This is a genomic window from Bacillota bacterium (assembly GCA_012518215.1).
In the GTDB taxonomy this organism is placed as follows: domain Bacteria; phylum Bacillota; class Dethiobacteria; order DTU022; family PWGO01; genus JAAYSV01.
Map to the genome: position 1 here is coordinate 72,872 of JAAYSV010000046.1, position 16,526 is coordinate 89,397.

At 50.6% G+C, this 16,526-nt stretch carries 12 protein-coding genes; 4 read left to right on the forward strand and 8 right to left on the reverse strand.

Going from position 1 to position 16,526, the window contains the following annotated elements:
• Positions 1-23: 23 nt before the first annotated feature.
• Positions 24-2,186: a DNA topoisomerase III gene (locus GX364_07415; protein ID NLI70674.1), complete on the reverse strand. Its 2,163-nt coding sequence runs from the start codon at positions 2,184-2,186 to the stop codon at positions 24-26.
• 611 nt (positions 2,187-2,797) lie between these two features.
• Here GX364_07415 and GX364_07420 point away from each other — a divergent pair.
• Genes GX364_07420 through GX364_07430 form a run of 3 tightly spaced genes read left to right on the forward strand, consistent with a single transcriptional unit; the run spans position 2,798 to position 5,843 of the window.
• Entirely contained in the window at positions 2,798-3,799 is a 1,002-nt protein-coding gene (locus GX364_07420) for an ABC transporter substrate-binding protein (protein NLI70675.1), read from the forward strand.
• Positions 3,800-3,811: 12 nt separating this feature from the next.
• On the forward strand, positions 3,812-4,675 hold the full coding sequence (locus GX364_07425) for an ABC transporter permease subunit (GenBank protein NLI70676.1): 864 nt from the start codon (positions 3,812-3,814) through the stop codon (positions 4,673-4,675).
• Complete coding sequence (locus GX364_07430) at positions 4,656-5,843, forward strand: glycine betaine/L-proline ABC transporter ATP-binding protein (protein NLI70677.1); 1,188 nt, start codon at positions 4,656-4,658, stop codon at positions 5,841-5,843. The genes GX364_07425 and GX364_07430 overlap by 20 nt, the downstream gene beginning before the upstream one ends.
• Before the next feature lie 386 nt (positions 5,844-6,229).
• Here the strand turns inward: GX364_07430 and GX364_07435 are convergent, their stop codons facing one another.
• The 3 genes from GX364_07435 to glpK form a co-directional block, all read right to left on the reverse strand.
• The gene (locus tag GX364_07435; protein NLI70678.1) at positions 6,230-6,760 is read right to left on the reverse strand and encodes a DUF4878 domain-containing protein; all 531 of its coding nucleotides are present in this window, start codon (positions 6,758-6,760) and stop codon (positions 6,230-6,232) included.
• Positions 6,761-6,966: 206 nt separating this feature from the next.
• Complete coding sequence (locus tag GX364_07440; GenBank protein ID NLI70679.1) at positions 6,967-9,126, reverse strand: alpha-galactosidase; 2,160 nt, start codon at positions 9,124-9,126, stop codon at positions 6,967-6,969.
• A 34-nt stretch (positions 9,127-9,160) separates the two neighbouring features.
• On the reverse strand, positions 9,161-10,657 hold the full coding sequence (gene glpK, locus GX364_07445; protein NLI70680.1) for a glycerol kinase GlpK: 1,497 nt from the start codon (positions 10,655-10,657) through the stop codon (positions 9,161-9,163).
• 334 nt (positions 10,658-10,991) lie between these two features.
• Here glpK and GX364_07450 point away from each other — a divergent pair, with 334 nt between their 5' ends.
• A complete protein-coding gene (locus GX364_07450) occupies positions 10,992-11,993 on the forward strand; it encodes an MBL fold metallo-hydrolase (protein ID NLI70681.1) in 1,002 nt (333 codons plus the stop codon).
• Positions 11,994-12,091: 98 nt separating this feature from the next.
• On the opposite strand, the gene GX364_07455 is transcribed toward GX364_07450, so the two are convergent.
• Genes GX364_07455 through GX364_07470 form a run of 4 tightly spaced genes read right to left on the reverse strand, consistent with a single transcriptional unit; the run spans position 12,092 to position 16,245 of the window.
• Positions 12,092-12,322: a hypothetical protein gene (locus tag GX364_07455; protein ID NLI70682.1), complete on the reverse strand. Its 231-nt coding sequence runs from the start codon at positions 12,320-12,322 to the stop codon at positions 12,092-12,094.
• Positions 12,323-12,343: 21 nt separating this feature from the next.
• Positions 12,344-13,534 (reverse strand): Ger(x)C family spore germination protein, encoded by a 1,191-nt coding sequence (locus GX364_07460; GenBank protein NLI70683.1) that lies wholly within the window; start codon positions 13,532-13,534, stop codon positions 12,344-12,346.
• Positions 13,531-14,628 carry an endospore germination permease gene (locus GX364_07465; protein ID NLI70684.1) on the reverse strand — a complete coding sequence of 366 codons (1,098 nt, stop codon included), beginning with the start codon at positions 14,626-14,628 and terminating at the stop codon, positions 13,531-13,533. The genes GX364_07460 and GX364_07465 overlap by 4 nt, the downstream gene beginning before the upstream one ends.
• 3 nt (positions 14,629-14,631) lie before the next feature.
• Complete coding sequence (locus GX364_07470; protein NLI70685.1) at positions 14,632-16,245, reverse strand: spore germination protein; 1,614 nt, start codon at positions 16,243-16,245, stop codon at positions 14,632-14,634.
• Positions 16,246-16,526 lie beyond the last annotated feature (281 nt).

A 16,526-nucleotide genomic window follows, 5' to 3' on the forward strand; every position in this document is an offset into this window, starting at 1 on the left:
GAAGATGTGAAAACCGGCCGCCATCAGGTAAATTTGAAGCTGATACGGCCACCTTCTTCCAGAACCAGGCGCGCCCTGAATTTCTTTCCTTTTTTCGAGGTGAATCCCTCGATCAGGCCTGTTTCTCCTTCAAGAATCAGCCGTTTCACGTCTTCTATCCCTATCCGCCGCCCGAGTATCTGCCGCCCGATAAAAAAAGTGCACCCTCCCCGCCATCTGTTGCAGCCGTATCCCTTCGAGTTGGCGACTACCTCGCCTTTCTTGCAGGAAGGGCAACTACCCAACGATCGGCCCGTTGAAGCCCGGTGCCCGGTATTGTTTTCCCCTTCATCTTTTTCCCACGCCCCGATTTTCCCTGCATCCACCCGCCCGGCTTCCCCCACCACGTGTGCAGTATAATCCTTTATATCAACCATGAATTCCGTCGGCTTCAGAAGTCCCTTCTTGATGTCATTCAGTTTCTGCTCCCATGCGCCGGTCATCTCCGGAGATTTCAGCTCTGATGGAACCACACCGATCAGGCCAATCCCCTTTCGGGTAGGAACAAGTTTCTTCCCCTCCCTCGTCAGGTAGCCCACGGCAATCAAGCGTTCGATAATGCCCGCACGGGTGGCCGGGGTACCCAATCCCCTCTCTTTCAGGTGTTCCTTCAGTTCATCATCATCGACAAACCGCCCCGCGTTCTCCATGGCTGAAAGCAGGGTTGCCTCGGTGTAGTGAGCCGGAGGCCTGGTTTTTTTCTGGAGTATTTCCGTACTGCAAACCCTGACAGGGTCTCCCTCGTGCAGCGCCGGCAGTATCTGTTCCCGGTCAGTATCTTTCACGGAACGGGAATCGGTGCGGCTTTCATTTTCATTTCCGGTTTCCTCGGAAATATTTCCATGGAGACCCTTCCACCCCTCCTGTTCCACCACCTTGCCCCGTGAAACAAAATGTTCCCCCTCTATCTCTGCCGTGATCGACGTGATTTTATAGATATGCGGCGGGTAGAAAGCAGCCAGCAAGCGAAGGGCAACAAGGTCATAAATTTTACGGTCGGGCAATGGAAGATTGGCTGTCTTTCCCGTGGGGATGATGGCATGATGATCAGTCACCTTGCGGTTGTCCACGATCCGCCCGGTGATCGGCAGCTCGGGCAGGCCGAGCAGATAATCGGCATACTGACGGTAGGAAGGGTTGCCGGCCCCCATATTTTCAATCAACGCCTTCAGGCCGGGGACCATCTCTTCCTGTAGATAACGGCTATCGGTACGGGGGTAGGTGATCACCTTGTATTTTTCATACAATTTCTGGGCTATATCGAGAGTCTTCTGGGCCGGATAACCGAAGCTTTTGTTGGCGTCACGCTGAAGTTCATTCAGGTCGTAGAGTTGCGGAGGAAGTTCCCTTTTTGTTTCCTCCCGGACATTGCTGATAATGCCATTCTTGCCCTCTACCTTCGTTGCTATCTCCCGGGCTCTGTTCTGGTCGTAGGTACGGCTCACTTTCTTGCGGTAATCGTACCAGAGGCCGCTGAAACCGGGGTAATGAGCACGGATTTCCCAGTAATCCTGTGCCACGAAGTTGTCGATCTCTTCCTGTCGCTGGACCAGTAAGGCCAGTGTGGGTGTCTGCACACGGCCGACCGAGAACAGATGGCCCAGACGCACCGTGAAAGCACGGGTAGCATTGATACCGACAAGCCAGTCGGCTTCGGAACGGCAACGTGCGGAATAAAAAAGATTATCGAATTCATTCCCGGGCCTGAGGGACTGGAACCCCTTCTTGATGGCCTCGTCCACCATGCTGGAAATCCACAGCCGTTCAACCGGCTTCTTGCACCCGGCCAGTTCATAAATATAGCGAAAGATCAGTTCCCCCTCGCGTCCGGCATCGGTAGCGCAGATGATGGATGCAACCTGGGTACTGTTCATCAGCATCTTGACCGTATCAAACTGTTTCTTGTGCTTGGGGTCCACCTTGATCTTCATCCGGGGAGGGATCAATGGCAAATTGCCCATGCTCCACCTTTTGAATTTCTGGTCGTAATCACCTGGATCGTAAAGCTTGGCCAGATGGCCAATAGCCCAGGTAACCACATAATCGGAACCATCCATATACCCGTCTTCTTTCTTGCGGGATTTCAAGATCCGGGCCAGATCACGCCCCACCGAGGGTTTCTCCGCCACGACCAAAATCTTCCCCACGCTTTTCTACCCCTTCCCGGAAACCTACAGGCATATTTCGTTAAAAGAGCATTTATTTCCTTCTTTGGAAAACCGGGGACTTGCTCCCAAAACTGGTTGTACGAACAAATATTTGTCAAGGAGAAAATGCAGCCAGGTTGTATGCTAACCATGGTACGTGTGCACTCTGGATAAAGATGAAGGAGAAAAAAATGATACAGGTTGTTGGTATTGAAAATCGGTGAATGGTTTAACATTTTTTCCATAAATTTATTTGAGGTCAAGGCATTACCCGATAATATTTGACTCACTCCGCCGTTACGGCAAATTTGCAAAAGATGTACTCTTATGTTATATTGCTAAACGTATTGGTTGGGAAAACTAAATACAAATAGCATCGCCTAATTCTTGTTACAAGAAACGGGGGAACCATTTTTTTGGGGTGAATCAATCTGAAGAGCCGCCCTTTGCTCTAACCCGCCAGCTAACCTCGTAGGCGTGAAGGGAGTTCTGTTATGCTAACCTGCTAACTATGGGATTCCATAGTTTTTTTGTAATCTTTTTTGTATTTCATTGATTCCGGCGTGCCCAAAAAACGTGATTGACAAACATTTGAAGGACGGTGCTTTTGAATGAAAAAGATAATAAGTATAGTTTTGCTTTTTGCTCTTGCTTTGACAGGTATCGGTTGCTCCGAGGGAACGGAAACCGGGGACAAGGAAATTGTCTTCGCCAATGCCGGTTGGGAGAGTATAATGTTTCACAATGCTGTAGCCGGGGTAATAGCGGAAGAAGTATTTGGATACACCTGGACCGAGGTTCCCGGTACCACCGCAGTAATGCACGAAGGCATATTGAAAGGCGAAATAGACGTGAACATGGAAAATTGGACTGACAATATTGCTCCATATGAAGGAGACCTGGCGGCAGGCAAGTTTGAAGAATTGGGTATAAACTTTGATGACAATTACCAGGGTATATATGTTCCCAGATATGTGATTGAAGGTGATCCGGAAAGGGGCATCGAGGCTTCTGCTCCGGATTTGAAATATGTATGGGATTTGAAAGATCATGCCGAATTGTTCCCGGATGATGAAAAACCGGGTATGGGAAGGATATATGGCGCCATCCCCGGCTGGGAAATAGATGAAATCATGCATAAAAAATATTTACACTACAACCTCGATGACAATTTCGAGTATTTCAGGCCAGGTTCCGATCCCGCCCTGCAAGCAGCCATAACATCCGCATATGAGAGGGGAGAACCTGTCGCTGCATACTACTGGGAACCAACCTGGTTGATGGGCAAGTATGACATGGTGCTGTTGGACGATGAGCCTTACGACAAGGATACGTTCCTTGACGGCAAGTGTATGCCCCCGGCAGTAAAAGTAACCATAACTGCAAGCAACAAATTTGCAGACGATGAAACCAACAGGGGCTTCATGGAATTTCTAGGCCGTTACAGAACATCGAGCCAGTTGACATCGGAGGCCCTGGCCTACATGCAGGAAACCGGTACCGAAGACTATGTTGAAGTTGCCAGATGGTTCCTCGGGGAACATGAAGAGTTGGTGGATGCATGGCTGGATCCTGCAGACGCTCAAACCTTGAAAAATATTCTGGGAAAGTAGGCAACATTCAATATGAGCATGCTGTATGGTTTTCCCTTCATACTGCCCATAAACCTGGAAGCCATTGACGACGCCGTGAGAGCTTTCAGTATAAAATACGATGTGTTTTTTGATGGCATCAGGAACGTGTTGACTGTTTTTGTCAATTTCATTTACAACACTTTGAATTTCATTCCCTGGTACGTTGTAATTCTGCTGGTTTTTGTCCTCGGATGGAGGTTATCAAAAAAAATCAAGAATGGCGTGTTATATTGCAGCCTGTTGTTGTTCATAGGGGCTACAGGATTGTGGGGGATGATGAATGAAACCCTGTCCATAATCATAGCGTCTGTCATTATCTCGCTGATATTGGGATTCCCCCTGGGAATCCTGATATCAGCCAACGACAGGGCCGACGGAATGATCCGGCCCCTGCTCGACACCATGCAGACCATGCCTGTATTCGTATACCTTATACCGGCCCTGTTGTTTTTTGGTTTGGGTAAACCACCGGCAGTTATTGCCACCACCATCTATGCCATAGTGCCCATTATACGGCTTACGAATCACGGAATAAGACAAATCGACAAAGAAGTTCTGGAAGCTTCACTGGCTTTCGGATCAACAAATCTTCAATCCCTGATAAAAGTCAAAATACCGCAGGCCCTGCCTACAATCATGGCCGGGGTAAATCAAACGCTCATGTTGGCCATATCGATGGTTGTAACCACATCCATGATCGGTGCCACGGGTCTGGGGATGGAGGTACTGATAGGGGTACAGCGTATACAGATGGGCAGGGGGTTGTTGTCCGGCACTGCCATAGTGATCATAGCAGTTGTAATGGATAGATTAACCCAGGGGCTGGTGAAAAACAATGAAATGGCCAATGAATAATATTTTGTTAAATACAAGAAACGTGACCAAGCTTTATGGAACAGAAAAATCCAGGGCTATCAAGCTCAAAAAAGCTGGAGCGGACAAGGATACCATTTATAAAAAAACAGGGGTGACAATAGCACTTTGGGATGTATCCCTGGATATAAAGGAAGGAGAAATACTCGTTATAATCGGATTGTCCGGTTCCGGCAAATCCACACTGGTAAGATGTTTCAACATGCTCAACAAACCCACATCGGGGAGGATATTCTACAGGGGGAAAAATATAGGCAAATTCAATAGAAAGGAATTGAACAACTATCGTAGAAACCAGGTTTCCATGATTTTTCAACATTTCGGTCTGATGTCCCATCGAAATGTGCTGGGAAATGTGGAATACGGCCTTGAAGTAAAAGGAGTCCCCAGGGAAGAACGCCACACCAAAGCCAAAGAGATGCTATCCATGGTGGGCCTGGAAGGCTACGATACCGAGCCAATTTCCAGCCTTTCCGGTGGCATGAAACAGAGAGTCGGCCTTGCCAGGGCCCTGGCCAACGACCCGGAAATCCTGCTGATGGACGAGCCTTTCTCGGCCCTGGACCCGTTGGTCAGAAAAGATATGCAGTTCGAGCTCCTGACCATCCAGAGGAAATTGGATAAAACTATAGTTTTCATCACCCACGACATTAACGAGGCATTCAAGATAGGCGACCGGGTGGCCATAATGAAGGACGGGGAAATAATTCAGGTAGCAACCCCGGAAAAAATGAGTGAACACCCAGCCGACGGCTATGTCAAAGAATTTATAGACAATGCGGATAAAACCCAGGTGATCACTGTCAGCAGCGTGATGATTACCCCCAACAGTGTCGTTAGATTGAGGGACAGTCTTGGCCACGCCATAAACACGATGAAAAGCAATGGGGTCTCCAGCGCCTACGTGGTAGGAGAGAAGATGAGGTTGCAGGGAGTGATCACCATTGATGATACCATTCAAGCCAACAAGAACAACCTGAAGATCACGGATATACTGATACGTGATGTGAATACGACCAGGCCGGACACGGTCCTGACCGACATCATGAGCATGGCAGCAAAAACGCCTTTCCCCATTGCCGTGGTTGATGGCAACGGTAGCCTGAAAGGTATAGTGTCCAAGGTGCATGTATTGTCGTCCATGCTGTAGACAGCCGGAAACCTGGGCAGCCTATGATTTCCGGCTGTTACCTCCGGGGGTTTCTACCGAAATTGACGGCCTCGCCATTTCTCCGCGACATGCAGATAATATCCCTGTACATCCCGGCCCCCCGTTTCAAACAGGCAACGTGAATATACGGGGAGGATCACACAAGCGGCGACCGCTCCCCGATCTGCAATGCACATATCGGAAACAATCATTTCCGGAGGGCAGACTCCCTTGTTGCAGAAAGGCAATTCTTTTCCGATGCCGATGATCTATCAACTTCTATTTCCGTTGCCATGTTCAGTCCTTGCCGGCAAAAAAAAGCCCCTGGCAATACGGATATTCCCAAAGGCTTTTTGATTCGATTGCACGCTGCCAGTTGTTGTTATCTACCGTTCCCCCTCGCCATCCCGATCATCGTCTGTATCCCCGGAAATAGCATCATCATTGTTCTCTGCATCCCCGTGTTCGTGATCATCCATATCCCCCCTGGGACCTTCAGGTGGGCTGCGATCTTCATCCCAATCACTGTTGTCCCGGCCATCATCGATATACCATTTCCCGTCCCTCTTGATCACATCAACCTCGGTAACTGATTTGTTCTCATTGCCCCTGTACGCTGTCGTAACCTCCACACTTACCAGTGCCTGAGTCTTGTTCAGTTTTTCAACTTTCTCCACTTTGTAGCTTTTGATTTCAAAATCCTTCAGAAGCTCTTCCATATTCGCCAGGTATTCATCGTTCATCTCGTCATTCAGGGTATAGCCGATGGCCGTTTTCATATCTTTCTGTTGAAAGGCATCAAAATAGGCTTCGACCACCTTCGCCGGTGAACTTTGAACACCGCCACAGCCCCCAAGAATCATGCAGGCGACCAATGAAACCGCCAACAACAACAGTAAATTTCCCCTGACCTTCATCTCGATTTTCACCTCTTTCTTTTGATTGTTGACTGCAACAACCGATAACCGGTCAAATGCAAAACCATCCTGCAAATTTCAGATCATTTTCCTGCTGCCATTTCATTTTACTATAACGGTGACAGGCCTTCAAATACAAATACAAACAGCAAATTGAATAATGCACCAAACAGGATACAGTTAATGTATATCCGCATCTCCTTTATTTATTCCCGCCATTTGCCCCGGCCTTTTCGATACAACTTCCTGGCCGTGGGCCGCCCCGGTTCCTGACGGGGCAGGGAAGGCGGCAATTCTTTTTTCCCTCTATCCCGCTCCGGCGGCAGTGTCTTCCCGGGTTCCGGTTTGACTACCACATAGTACATATCTTCTTGCAGGCAAGCCCGGTAATCGGTCCCGTTGACACATAAAACGGTCTCCCTGGAGGGTACACCGAAAAACACCCTTGTTTCCGCCGCTGCCTCCCTGTCCATATCGAGAGTAACGCCATCCTTTTCTATCTTCACTTCTTCGATCTGTGCACCGGGGTAAATATGACCGGAAGCGCCCAGAAGGAAAGGTTCGCCATCAATCGGCACCACCTTTCGCAGGCAGAGGGATTCGTATGGCGACAACTGCACCTCGTCGTTCCCGTGAATGATGAATCGGCCCGGATTAAAATAAGTTCCCTGGCCCATCTTTACACGGCATGCTTTGCCTCCCAGGTTGATCAGGGCGAGGTATTCATCCCCGTTGACCCTGAAACGGATGCGATAGAGGTCACCTTGCGGGATCATATCGATGATTTCCCTCTTTTTTGCCGGATAAGCCTGCCGCAGAAGATTCATCTGTTCAACACTGTATTCCCCTATGTTGTCGGAAAGAAAAACGAGGCCCCCCAGCAGATGATTGACGAAAAAGAGGGTAAAGCGCTGTTGCCTGTTCAGTTTGTTGCGGTTGACTCCGGCCTTTCCATCGCGCAAGATGAATACATCGGGGTCGTTGCGAAAAGCATAACCGTCAAGCCTTGCCCTGCCAATGGTGTTGCGCAACGAGTTGATGGTGGATATTCTTTCGCGAACATTGATCAATTTGAGCAAGCGGTATTCCCAGAAAGGGGACACATCACTGCCGATGCGGCAATAATCAACTTTCCCCATTGCGGGTCCGAGCGGGACACCACACCCCAGCAGGCGGCAACGGCCGGCATTTTCATGGATAAAATCCATCGCCTCGCTCATGATCTGCCCGCGGCTGCGCCCACGGTGGGGCAGAATGGCAACTCCGTAAAGAAAATCAAGTTTGAGCAGCTCGAAACCCCATTCCTCGCCAACAGTCCGCAGAACCTCCAGCAGATAATCTTTGAATCCATCGGCATAGAAATCCAGTGCGTAAAAGAAACCACTCCACATGGGATTCCATCCGGCCCTGACGGGCTTGCCGCGGTCATCCCTCAGTAACCATTCGGGCTTCTCCCTGAACAGACGGGAATTTCGTTCACAGATGAACGGCGCCAGCCACAGCCCCGGCTTCAAACCCTGCCGGCGGATGCTCACAGCTACCGCTTTCATCCCCTGCGGGAACTTCTCGTTGGCCTCCAGCCAATCCCCCACGGCCCGTTGATATCCGTCGTCGATCTGAAAAACGTCAATGGGGATCTTCTCCTTGCGGATGGCTTCAAGATTCTCTTCGATTATATCCGCCGTGACATTGGTATAATAGTTGTACCAGCTGGTCCAGCCGGTACATCGGGGTGCCCCTTTCCGGGGTAGTGACCACCGGGAAAAATAATCTGCAAAAAGTTCTTTCTCATCGCCTTCACCAAGATATAGATTCAACAGGGTGTAGCTCTCCCCCTCACGAAGAAAAACACCCCGACAATCGCGGCTGATGACAAGCGTGCCGATGTCAAAATCATAATCAAAGAGGGTATAGCCTGGCGACTCATCCACGGAACCAAAAAGGTAAAATGGAGCGGATGGATTGCGAAAATGGGTATAGGTCCATGAGTGCAATCTTCCCCGCCGATGTGGATATCTGTAAATACCGTAATCCCCGTAAGGTTCGGTGGCAAAGCGGGAAAGGGAAAAAACGGGTTTGATCCTTTCGTCACTTGCCATCTCGTGGCTGGAGCTCCAGGATTGAAAACCATTTACCATCATCAGCGTATTTTTGTCTATCCCCAACGGACGCGCTTCCAGCCGAAAATCAACCAACTCCATCCGCGTGGTTGTCTGAAGGGTCAGACGGAGCAACGTGCCGGATGAAATCCGTTCCTCCTCCACCCGGATCTGCAATTCCGGTTTCCGGCAAGCCAGGTTCTTGAATTGCAGCGTTTTCTCTTCCCCGCCATCTGTACAGTAAATCAAGCAAGCTTCGTTGAACATGGTTTACCCGATCCTTTACTCTGTTTTTTTTCAATCACTCTGTGTCTTCCCATTTCAAGGAACGCTCCACCGCTGCTTTCCAGCGGCGGTAATGCTCCTTGCGTTCCACATCGCCCATTGCCGATTCAAAGCAGGCATCCTCTTTCCACATGTCGGCAATCTCTTCACGGCTTTTCCAGACACCCACCGCCAACCCGGCCAGGTAAGCCGCTCCCAACGAGGTTGTTTCCAGGGTGGCCGGACGGCGAACGTTCAGGTTGATCAGGTCGGCCTGAAATTGTAGAAGGAAATCATTGGCAGCGGCACCGCCATCAACACGTATCTCTTTCAGCGAGATACCCGATTCCCTGTTCATCAGTTCCAACACATCGCGGCTCTGAAAAGCCATGGCCTCCACGGCTGCACGGGCAATGTGTGCCCTTCCCGTTCCCCTGGTTATACCGATGATAAGGCCCCGCGCGTAGGGATCCCAGTATGGAGCTCCCAATCCCACGAAGGCGGGAACAAAGTAAACGCCGCCGGTATCCGGAATAGCACGCGACAGAGCCTCCACTTCCGAGGCTTTCTCGATGATGCCAAGCTCATCGCGCAGCCACTGGATCGCCGCACCGGTAATGAAAACGCTGCCCTCCAGGGCATATTCCACCTCCCCCTCGAGCCCCCAGGCCACGGTGGTGAGAAGGCCCGCGCGGGAAGAAACAATTTTTTTGCCGGTGTTCATCAGAAGGAAGCTGCCTGTCCCGTATGTGTTCTTGGCCATACCCGGCTCGAAGCAAGCTTGCCCGAAAAGGGCTGCCTGCTGATCTCCGGCCACCCCGCCGATGGGCACTTCCATCCCCAGGAAAGAATCCGGTGCCGTCATGCCGAAAATCCCGCTGCTGGGTAACACCCGGGGAAGAACCTCGGCCGGAACATCCAGGATCTTCAGCAGTTCCGGGTTCCATTCCAGGCGATGCAAATCAAAAAGAAGGGTTCGTGAAGCATTGGAATAATCGGTGGCATGAACCTTTCCGCCGGTAAAATTGTAAATCAACCAACTATCGATGGTGCCGAAGGCCAGTCTTCCTTCCGCAGATGCTTCCCTGACAGCCTCGATGTTCTGCAGTGCCCAGCTCAACTTTGTACCGGAGAAATAGGGATCAAGGATCAGGCCGGTTCTTTGACGAAATAGATCTTCGTACCCCTTCGCGCGCAATTCCTCGCACAGCGATGCAGTACGGCGACACTGCCAGACGATAGCCCGCGAGAGCGGCTTGCCCGTAGCCCGGTCCCAGAAAACACAGGTTTCCCGCTGGTTGGTAACACCGATGGCCGCAATCTGCGCCGGCCGGACAGCCGCTTCCTCCAGTGCCTGCCCGGCAGTATCAACAACGGCGCTCCAGATTTCCCCGGCATCGTGTTCAACCCAGCCAGGCTGCGGATAGAACTGTCTGTGCTCGCGGTTCACCCGAGCCAGAGGCAAGCCGTCCTCATCCCAAATGATAGCCGTCGTTCCAGTCGTGCCCTGGTCAATGGTCAACAGATACTTCAAGGCTAAAACCTCCCCTGTGATATATTTTAACAAACGATTCATGCGAAAAAATACTGTTTCTCCGGTATTGAATATTTCTCCATGGATCATTTGTAATCCTGCCCTTCCTTCCCGACAATGCCTTCGCCGGGAATCGGCTCGCGGCCACTGCAAAACACGAAGAAGGAACCTGAACCGGGAGACCTGTTTTTTGAAGGACAATCCTGTTTGTGGTCTGCCCCGCGACCCGAACTTTCGAAGGTTGAGGCAAATGAAAGGACACCTTTAAATAAAATATCTGTGGAAGATAGCAGGAATCTACTGAATATTTAACGAATTGTAGGAATCGTGTACATTGCTCAAGAAGGAGAGAAAGAATATCAAACCTGAATATATGGGTATAGAGGGGGTTTACAAGGTTACGTTTCCCCTGCCCTTTGATCTCGATCATGTCAACTGCTATCTTGTCAAGGGTGATGAAGGATGGTCCATCATCGATGCCGGTATGAACATCCCTCCCACACATGAGGGATGGACCCGATCAATAGAAGAACTTGGAATAAAGTGGGAAGACATTGGCAGCATATATATTACTCACTATCATCCCGACCATTACGGTGCTGCCGGATGGCTCCAGGAAAGAAGCGGGGCCCCTGTCTACATGTCCGCCCGTGACCTGTTCGATATCCAGGCGATATGGCAGGCCGATTTCGAAACGATGAGCAACATGAACGATTTCTATCTGGTTCACGGGGTACCACAGAAACTTCTTCATCAGATAGCGGACAATCTGGTAAAAACCAGCCTTGACATCTTTCCCGTCCTGCCCCGGATCAACACGGTAAAGGAAGGGGATACGGTGATGCTGGGAAACCTTTGCGTCAAAGTGGTCCACACACCCGGCCATGCCGATGGCCATATCTGTTTCTTCTGCCCGGACACCAACACCCTCTTCTCCGGCGACCACCTGTTGCCTGAAATTACATCCAATGTCGGGCTATGGCCCGGGGGTGAGCCGAACCCGCTGAAAGATTTTTTCTCCTCATTGCATAAAATCGGCCGCTACAATATCGATCTGGTTCTTCCCGCCCACGGGGAACCTTTCCGCGGAGCCGGAACCAGGATCGAGGAGCTGTTTCAACATCACCGCGAACGCCTTGATCTGATGGCGCAATATGCAGGGAAGGGGCAGACTGCTTTTGCGATCTGCCGTATGATTTTCGGTAGCGACCTCTCCCTTCATAATTTCCGTTTTGCCATCGCGGAGACGATCGCCCACATGGTTTTTCTTGAAAGTGAAGGCAGAATCGAGGTTGTCGAAAACAGCGATGCCATCACCTACCGGGCAGTGGTCTGAAATCAACTGTTTCTTCCGGCAACACTGCTTTTTCACCACGATCCGATTACATCAATTTGTTCCGGTATTTCTCGTCTTGACAAATTGGCTTTACCCTTTCAGTGCAACATGGGGATCCCCAGAAAATCATATATTCGTTCAAACATGGGAAAAAACATTCTGAAAGAATTGGGCAATGGAACACCCCGGGCAGCCAGGAAAGATAGGGTAATTGCCAGCAGCCATAGTGAACTGGAAACAGCAAGTTCACCCCACTGCTGCCGCCCGATCAGCGCCCGCCCCTGAATGAAAGCAACGATAATCATTGCCAAAATAACAAAAAAAACCATCGGTCCCTCCCCTTCCCCACCCTACTGAAGCATTCCCATGGGATTTTCCACCAGACCGCTACGAATCAACTGGAAACGTACATCCACATCAACAGGAAGATGGGGAAATATCTCATTCCAATCAGCCCCGATCTTTTTCCATATATCCGGCCTCTCGCGGTAAATCAGATACCCGAACCCGCAGACATCGCTTTCTAGTTCCTGCGACTTTCCGATCATGTCGTTGATCCGGTTGCGGATTGCCTGCGCGGATCTTCGCTCCGCCGCCCGCCTGAAATCCCTGTCCATGACATTTGTTTTGCAGGGTATATTCTCGATAGTCCCTCTGGCTTTTACTTTCAGCTTGATTCTTACTTTCCGGCCTTTGCTCGTAACCTTCATGCTGCTTTCCGGTTTCAGCACTTCAATGGCGATATGTCCCCCGGAACTTCCCGGACATTCAATGTTGAAATTGAAGGCGTAACCGCGTTCCAAGGCAAACAGCCACCCCTCGGTCTGCTGCTGACTGGCCCACCCCACCATGCGGTCCCCCTTGAAAATGGCACCTCCACCAACCTTTACCAGAGTGCTGCCCTCCTCCCCGTTTTCTTCTTCGCAAACCTTTACCTTTCCCATGAATATCTCCTTTCCCGGTTCCTCCAAGATATTGTAAAGATCGATAAACAAATTGGTGTTTATGACCGATTTTTCATACGAAACGGTGGCTATCATTTTTTCTAGCCCCTCGGCACCCGTCTCTTCAAAAGGGCATTCGGATTCCATCATTTTGCGGATATCCCCCTGGACCACCACGGGCCGGGCGGTAAGTCGGGTCAATCTTCTACGCTCGAGGACATCGAGGGCTTCTTTTATCCCGCGACGGGCCATCTTCTCCGAGAAGAGGATCACACGATTGTGCCCCCAGAAGACCATCCGGCAGGAAGTCTGCCCCAAGGATTGCATCGCTTCAAAGGGTGTTTTTCCGCAGGCCGAGAGCACTTCAAAAGATTTTTGTTTGCCTGCCGATCCTTCACCCGCGGTGGACATTACCCCGAGGGGGTTGGCCAGCTGGACGATAACGTTGAAAAGTTCTTTTTCATCATCATAATCAAAACCTGTGGCCAGAACCACGGCCAGATCCTCGGGTTCATGTAAATTCCAGCATCCGGTCAACGATGTGGAACAGATCATGACCACTACCATCAAGGCTGTCACTGTCCCGATGCGCATCATAGTTTTCTCCTTCTGATAAAATAGGCTCCCCACAGTACGGCAAAGGGAAACAGGATCAACCCTGTCCAGTAAGATACAAAAATATCCGGGCGGAAAGCCTCTTTGGTCTCGAATACGCTTCCCATGGAATACGTGGCAAGGGTGGACCATATCACCACCATGGGCGCAATCAAAGGGCGATGATCCTTCAACCCCATGATCTGGGAAAGACCCCTGGATCCGGAGTAAATTATAATGGAAAGAAGTATGAAAAGGCCGAACCCCCAGGTGGCCAGGGCAAGTATCTCCACCCTCTCGAAAGCCCTGCTGAGCAATACCGTCCTGATCATGCCGAAAAAAGGCAAGAATGTTCTGGAAGCCTTCCGCGGGCCCAGGACAGCGACGGTTACCACTGCGACAACGGCAATGGTCAGAGTGGAGGCACCCAGGGACCAGAGAGCCGTATTCAAACTTTTTTCGGGTTTGGTGACGGCGGGAATCAACACCGTCAAAACGAGGTGATTGGCAATCATGGCCGTGATAACAGCACTTCCCCCCAGAATCGGCATGATGCCGCGAGCCAGAACCGGCTGCAGGTTGTGTAACTGGTTGATCGCCTGTGGAAGGGGAATGGTTATGCTCAACACGATCATCAACACATAAAATGGGAATAACAGGTCGGCGGCCCTGCCCATGACAACCGGGCCCTGGTAAGCAGCCAGGGCAGAAACGGCCGCCACCGAGGCAATGACAAAAATTAGCGGCGTGTTCGGGAAAAAATTGGCGACGAGCGCTTCGCCGTAGATACGAATGTCCACGGCGGCTATCTCCAGAAGCCCCCACAGGAACGAAAAACAGAGAACCCGCCCAAACCAGGGACCCAGCAATTTCTGACTGTATTCAAAAACGGTCATCTGCGGAAAATGAATGCCCAACCTGCAAATGATGATCACCAGTACCGAGGCCGTGAAAAAAGAAACTATCACCGATGCCCATGCGTCCTGGAGGGTATTGAAAACTGTCACAACCGGCGGCAGAACGGCCACAATGATGGTGGTACGAATCATAAAGAGAATAAAAAATAACTGCCGATTGGTGAGTTTTGTTGTATTCATTGCTCAATCCTCCTCCTTTTCAGTTTCTTGTTGACCCCGGCAAGGTTTGGCCCCCTGCCCTGCCGGTTGACGCTGGGGTTCTTTTTCACCCAGAAATTTGGTACGGGTCAACATCGATGGCCACCTCATCCGGATAAAATCCTTCAGATCGCGGGTAATGAGCGGAGCCAGCGGGGCCATGTAAGGAAGCCCGAATGAACGCAGGGAAACGAGATGGACAACCAGAAAAAAGATAGCAACCTGCATTCCCAGCAATCCGAAGAGGGAAGCCGCGATGATAAAAACAAACCTCATGAGACGGATACTGATACCCAGGTAAAACGAAGGAGCCGTAAAACCGGCGATGGCCATGAGTGAAATCACGGTCACCACTATCGGAGACACCAGCCCGGCCCTTATGGCGGCATCCCCGAGGATCAGGGCCCCGACAATACTGACCGCCATACCTGTTGCTTTTGGCAGGCGGACGCCTGCCTCTCGCAGGATCTCAACGAGGACCACCATGATCACTACCTCGGCAGTAACGGGAAAGGGAACCCCCTGACGGGAGGCGATTATTCTCAATAGCAGTTCCGTGGGGATCATCTCCTGATGATAATTGATCAGCGCCACGTAGAACCCGGGCAGAAAAAGAGAGAAGAAGAGGGAAAGATAGCGCAGCACCCGGATAAAGGTTCCCCCCATCCAGTTTTCATAATAATCATCCGGCGCCTGCAGAAACATGAAAAAATTGGCGGGTGCCAGAAGGGCCTGGGGGGTGCCGTCGGTGAAGATGGCCACCCTCCCCTCCAGCAAGGCAGCACAGGTCCGGTCCGGCCTTTCGGTAGGGTAGAGCAGGGGGAACAGGGTAAAAGGTTCATCAGCTATGTATTCTTCCAGATAACCGGACTCCAGAACCCCATCTATATCGATGCGCTGCAGGCGGAGGCGCACCTCATCAACAAGTTTATCCGTGGCCAGCCCCTTGATATAGGCAAAGGCCACTTCCGTCCGGGTCAGGCGGCCGATAGTGATTTTTTCGATCCACAGGTCGGGCACCCGGATGCGCTTCCTGACCAGGGAAATATTCGTATGCAGGTTTTCCAAAAAACCGTCGCGCGGCCCCCTGATTGTCAATTCTGCATCGGGTTCCTGGATACCCCTCTCTTTTAAACTTCGGGTATCGCAGAGTAGCGCCGCGGGAGTACCATCAAAAATAAGCGCTGTGTCCCCGGAAGAAAGACTGTAAAACAATTCGGCTATATTATCGACTTCTTCAATATCGTTGACCACGGCAAGATGTTCCATGGCGGCGGAAATTATCTGTTCTTTACGGGCCTGCAACCGGGGCACTTCGGCAGTCTTGACCATCAAAACCTTGAGCGTTTCCTGTAGAATACTGTCATCAACCAATCCATCCAGAAAGATAGCGGCTACCGCCACCTCGTTGCCGGTCTTGAAACGCCTTATATTCAGATCGGCGCTGGAGCCGCTGACCTTCTCGATCATGGCGATATTTTCTGTCAGGTCGGAAACCAGCTTCATTTCACGAGCAGCGTGATACCTTTCGCTGATGTCTGCGTTGTCATCGAAAACCAGTTTCTTTTTCCCACGAAACAGGCGAGCAAAAAAATTCATGGTTTAACAATTCTTCTCCGCAAGTGAAATAACAGTACAAGTTTTTCCTGTACAGGGCTTACTATACTTGCCGAAATAATTTTCTGTCAGTCCAGATCGATATCCGGGGAACGGCTCGTTTCAGCATTTTTCCCGCCACGGTTCCGGTTGAATTCCGGTTGATCGCAAATTTCGGGGACCAGATTATTTTTTATCATGGCTTGCAACCATTCAGCCGTCCCATCAAAACAAACGGAAATAGGTTGGTTCAGCATATCATTGATAGCAGAAGGATTTCTTGC